Raw genomic sequence first — 4,930 nt, 5'->3', positions numbered from 1 at the left:
CTCGCCAGCCCCGCCGCGGTGGTCGAGGCCACCTGGCAGGGCCTGCTCGACGGCAGCCTGCCCACGGCCCTGCTGGCCAGCCTGAAGCGTTCGCTGCTGGGCCTGCTGCTGGGCGGTGGCACCGGCTTCCTGCTGGGCCTGGCGCTGGGCCTGTGGCGCCCGGCGGAGCGCCTGCTCGGCCCGTCGTTCTCGGCCCTGCGCCAGGTTGCGATCTTCGCCTGGGTGCCGCTACTCACCGCCTGGTTCGGCCTGGGCGAGGCGGCCAAGGTGGTGTTCGTCGCCCTGGCCAGCTTCTTCCCGCTGCTGCTGGCCACCCAGCGCGGCATCGCCAGCCTGCCGGCGCAACTGGGCGAGGCGGCCCGGGTGCTGCGCCTGTCGAGCTGGCAGCGCCTGCGCCGGCTGGTGCTGCCGGGGGCGGCGCCGTCGATCTTCGCGGGCCTGCGCCTGGGCCTGATCTACGCCTGGCTGGGCACCATCGGCGCCGAGTACTTCATGCCCTCGGACGGCGGTATCGGCAGCCTGATGATCGGCGCCCAGCAGCTGTTCCGCATGGACCTGGTCAGCGCCGGGATGCTCCTGGTCGGCCTCACCGGCGCCCTGCTCGGCGCCCTCGGACAACGCATCGAAGCGCGCGCCACGCGCTGGAGACACGCATGAACGCTTTCACTTCCGCGCCGCTGGTGAGCTTCCGCCAGGTCGGCAAGAGCTTCCCGGTGGACGGCCGGCAACTGGAGGCCATCCAGCGCTTCGACCTGGACATCGCCGAGGGCGAGTTCATCGCCATCGTCGGCGCCAGCGGCTGCGGCAAGTCCACCCTGCTGCGCCTGCTGGTGGGCCTGGACCGCGAGTATCGCGGCGAGATCCGCATCGGCGACAAGGCCATCGACGGCATCGGTGGCGAGCGCGGCATCGTGTTCCAGGAGCACCGCCTGTTCCCCTGGCTGACGGTGGAGCAGAACGTCGCCCTGGGCCTGGTCAACGAGCCGCTGAGCGAGACCGGCAAGGCGCGCAAGGTCGCCGACTACCTGGAGCTGGTGGGCCTGTCGGCCTTCCACCGCGCCTACCCGCACCAGCTTTCCGGCGGCATGGCCCAGCGCGTGGCCATCGCCCGCGGGCTGGTGGCCAGCCCGCGCATCCTGCTGCTGGACGAACCCTTCGGCGCCCTCGACGCGCTGACCCGCCAGCAACTGCAGGAGGAACTGCTGCGCATCCGCGAGCGCGAGCGCATCACCACCCTGCTGGTGACCCACGACGTGGAGGAGGCGCTGTTCCTGGCCGACCGCGTGGTGGTCATGGCGCCGCGCCCGGGGCGCATCAAGCGCATCGTCGAGGTGCCGCTGGCACACCCGCGCGAGCGCGGCGGCTTCGACTTCCTGCGCCTGCGCGAGGAGCTGCTGCACGAGCTGACCGGCGATGGCGACTACGTCGCGCCGCAACCCAGGCGGGTGGAGAACCTGCCGTTCGAGTTCATCGCCTGCTGAGGCGTCTCTTCTTTTCGTAGGAGCGAGGCGGACGCCTAGTTCTTGCTCGCGAACAAATGCGGTGCCATGCGGTTCGCGAGCAAGCTCGCTCCTACGAAGAACACCCCGGCGCGGCCTGCAAGACAGTTGCTCCTACATGAAACCTCCCAACCCCCGAGTCCCGACATGAGCAAACGCCCCAACTTCCTGGTGATAGTCGCCGACGACCTCGGCTTCTCCGACATCGGCGCCTTCGGCGGCGAGATCGCCACGCCCAACCTCGACGCCCTGGCCCATGCCGGCCTGCGCCTGACCGACTTCCACACCGCGCCGACCTGCTCGCCGACGCGCTCGATGCTGCTCACCGGCACCGACCACCACATCGCCGGCATCGGCACCATGGCCGAGGTGCTGACCCCGGAGCTGGAGGGCAAGCCCGGCTACGAGGGCTACCTCAACGACCGCGTGGTGGTGCTGCCCGAACTGCTGCGCGAGGCCGGCTACCAGACGCTGATGGCCGGCAAGTGGCACCTGGGCCTGAAGGCCGAGCAGGCGCCCCACGCGCGCGGCTTCGAGCGTTCCTTCTCGCTGCTGCCCGGCGCCGCCAACCACTACGGCTACGAGCCGCCCTACGATGAAAGCACGCCGCGCATCCTCAAAGGCACGCCGGCGCTCTACATCGAGGACGACCAGTTCATCGACCAGTTGCCCGAGGGCTTCTATTCCTCCGATGCCTTCGGCGACAAGCTGCTGCAGTACCTCAAGCAACGCGACCAGGCGCGGCCGTTCTTCGCCTACCTGCCGTTCTCCGCGCCGCACTGGCCGCTGCAGGCGCCCAAGGAGGTGGTGGACAAGTACCGCGGGCGCTACGACGCCGGCCCCGAGGCGCTGCGCCAGGAGCGCCTGGCGCGGCTCAAGGAACTGGGCCTGGTGGCGCACGACGTCGAGGCGCACCCGGTGGTCGCCATCAGCCGTGAGTGGGAGGCGCTGAGCGACGAGGAGCGGGCGAAGTCGGCGCGGGCCATGGAGGTCTACGCGGCGATGGTCGAGCGCATGGACTGGAACATCGGCAGGGTGGTCGACTACCTGCGCCAGCAGGGCGAGCTGGACAACACCTTCGTCCTGTTCATGTCCGACAACGGCGCCGAGGGTGCGCTGCTGGAGGCCTTCCCGAAATTCGGCCCGGACCTGCTGGGTTTCCTCGACCAGCACTACGACAACAGCCTGGACAACATCGGCCGCGCCAACTCCTACGTCTGGTACGGCCCGCGCTGGGCCCAGGCGGCCACCGCGCCGTCGCGGCTGTTCAAGGCCTTCACCACCGAGGGCGGCATCCGCGTGCCGGCCTTCGTGCGCTACCCGCAGTTGTCGCGCCAGGGCGTGATCAGCGAGCAGTTCGCCACCGTCATGGACATCACCCCGACCCTCCTGGACCTGGCCGGCGTGCGCCACCCCGGCAAGCGCTGGCGCGGCCGCGAGGTCGCCGAGCCGCGCGGCAAGTCCTGGCTGGGCTGGCTGTCCGGCGAGACCGAGCGCGCCCATGACGAGAAGACCGTGACCGGCTGGGAGCTGTTCGGCATGCGCGCCATCCGCCAGGGCGACTGGAAGGCGGTGTACATCCCCGCGCCGGTGGGCCCGGCCAGTTGGCAGCTGTACGACCTGGCCAAGGACCCGGGCGAGGTCCACGACCTGGCCGAGGCCCAGCCGGGCAAGCTGGCCGAGCTGATCGAACACTGGAAGCAGTACGTCAACGAGACCGGCGTGGTGGAGGGGGCGTCGCCGTTCCTGGTGAAGTGATGCGCTGAGCGACGAAAAGCCCCGGGCAGCGATGCCTGGGGTTTTTGTTTTGTAGTCCGCGGTACCAGGGAGGCACAGTTGTAGGAGCGGGCCCTGCCCGCGAATCGCGCGCAGGGCGCGCTCCTACATGGGAATGGCGATATCCGCGGTGATTCGTCGTTGGGAACGGCGGATAACGCCGTAGGCGTTATGCGCCCTACGGTCGATATGACCGACCCCAAGGCTCTTTCGCGAAGATAAAAAAAGGCCGCTTTCCCCTGCCTGAGTTGAAGAAAGCGACCTGGAAGAACGGATGTTTCGATGGGGTATTGCAACGAAGAACAGCGATGAAACGCCTTAGCGCGCCGTGATCACCGACAGCTTGGTGATCCCGGCCTTCTCGATCGAGGCCATGGCCTTGGCCACCTGGCCGTAGTTCACGCCCTCGTCGGCCTGCAGCTGCACGCGCAGCTCCGGTTCCTTGGCCTTGGCCGCCTCCAGGCTGCCCTGCAGCAGCTCGGGCTGGATCTCGTCCTTGTTGATGAACCACTTGCCGGCGCCGTCGATGCTCACCACCAGCGGGTCCTTCTGTTCTGGCGGGGCCACCGATTCGGTCTTGGGCAGGTTGATCGGGATGGCGTTGGTCAGCAGCGGCGCGGTGACGATGAACACCACCAGCAGCACCAGCATCACGTCCACCAGCGGAGTGACGTTGATCTCGGAGAGAACCTCGTCGCTGTCCTGCGTCGAGAAGGCCATGTCAGCTCGCCTCCTTCACGTTCTTGCCGACGCTGGGCTTCTTGGCCGCGGCGGGGTGGACGATGACGCGGAAGGCGCTCTTCTGGGCGAGGCTGTAGAAGTCGTGGGCGAAGTCGTCGAGGTCGGCCGCGGTGAGCTTCAGGCGGCGCAGGAAGTAGTTGTAGACCAGCACCGCGGGCACGGCGACGGCGATGCCCACGCCGGTGGCGATCAGCGCCGAGCCGATCGGGCCGGCCACGGTCTCCAGGCTCGCCGAGCCTGCGGCGCTGATGCCCTTGAGCGCTTCCATGATGCCCCACACGGTGCCGAACAGGCCGATGAAGGGCGAGGTGGAGCCGATCGAGGCGAGCACCGCCAGGCCCGATTCCAGGGAGCGGCGCTCGCGCTGGATCTGCTGGCGCAGGGCGCGTTCCAGGCGGTCCTGGTGGTTGATCGACTGGGTCAGGTCGTGCTGGTTGCCGTCGGGCACCTGGATGGCGGCGAAGCCGGCCTGGGCCACCCGGGCGCCGGCACCGGGCTGGCCGGCGGACTGCTCGCCAGCCGATTCGAGGCTGGTGGCGCCCCAGAACTGCTTCTGGAAGCGACGGTCCTGGGATTTCTGGCGGCCGAACTGGATGCCCTTGACCAGGGCCAGGCTCCAGGTGAGGACGGAGAAGCCGGCCAGTAGCCAGATCACCGCGCCTTCGACGGATTCCACGGGGTTGAGGGGCAGACTCATGGGGTTCTCTCCTGTGCGAACTCGTCGCAGATCAATTCAGTTTGAAGTCGATGGGCACGCTGACCCAGCCGTCCTGGGCCACGTCGCCGCGTTTGGCGGGTACGAACTTCCAGCGCTGCACGGCCTTGATCGCCGCCTGGTCGAGGGCCTCGCGGCCGCTGGAGGTCTGCACCTGGATTTCGCTCGGGCCGCCGCTGGCCAGCACGTGGACGCGCAG

At 68.9% G+C, this 4,930-nt stretch carries 6 protein-coding genes; 3 read left to right on the top strand and 3 right to left on the bottom strand.

Going from position 1 to position 4,930, the window contains the following annotated elements; all coding sequences use genetic code 11:
• The 3 genes from DK254_RS24380 to DK254_RS24370 form a co-directional block, all read left to right on the top strand.
• Positions 1 to 657 (top strand): ABC transporter permease (locus tag DK254_RS24380; RefSeq protein WP_146219678.1); only part of this gene is annotated, 657 nt, incomplete at its 5' end.
• Positions 654 to 1,481, top strand: a complete 828-nt coding sequence (locus DK254_RS24375; protein ID WP_089393134.1) for an ABC transporter ATP-binding protein — start codon at positions 654 to 656, stop codon at positions 1,479 to 1,481. The genes DK254_RS24380 and DK254_RS24375, both read left to right, overlap by 4 nt.
• Before the next feature lie 165 nt (positions 1,482 to 1,646).
• Positions 1,647 to 3,257 (top strand): arylsulfatase, encoded by a 1,611-nt coding sequence (locus tag DK254_RS24370; protein ID WP_109935916.1) that lies wholly within the window; start codon positions 1,647 to 1,649, stop codon positions 3,255 to 3,257.
• A 336-nt stretch (positions 3,258 to 3,593) separates the two neighbouring features.
• Here DK254_RS24370 and DK254_RS24365 read toward each other — a convergent pair whose 3' ends face one another.
• The 3 genes from DK254_RS24365 to DK254_RS34415 form a co-directional block, all read right to left on the bottom strand.
• A complete protein-coding gene (locus tag DK254_RS24365; RefSeq protein ID WP_009616955.1) occupies positions 3,594 to 3,995 on the bottom strand; it encodes a biopolymer transporter ExbD in 402 nt (133 codons plus the stop codon).
• A gap of 1 nt (position 3,996) precedes the next feature.
• Entirely contained in the window at positions 3,997 to 4,713 is a 717-nt protein-coding gene (locus DK254_RS24360; protein WP_109935915.1) for a MotA/TolQ/ExbB proton channel family protein, read from the bottom strand.
• A 31-nt stretch (positions 4,714 to 4,744) separates the two neighbouring features.
• The coding region (locus DK254_RS34415) for an energy transducer TonB (protein ID WP_177412127.1) at positions 4,745 to 4,930 on the bottom strand (186 nt) is incomplete at its 5' end.

It is taken from the genome of Pseudomonas sp. RW407, from assembly GCF_003176655.1.
GTDB classification, from domain to species: Bacteria; Pseudomonadota; Gammaproteobacteria; order Pseudomonadales; family Pseudomonadaceae; genus Pseudomonas; species Pseudomonas delhiensis.
The sequence above is the reverse complement of the archived record's forward strand: the minus strand, read 5'-3'. Positions and strand labels throughout refer to the sequence as shown.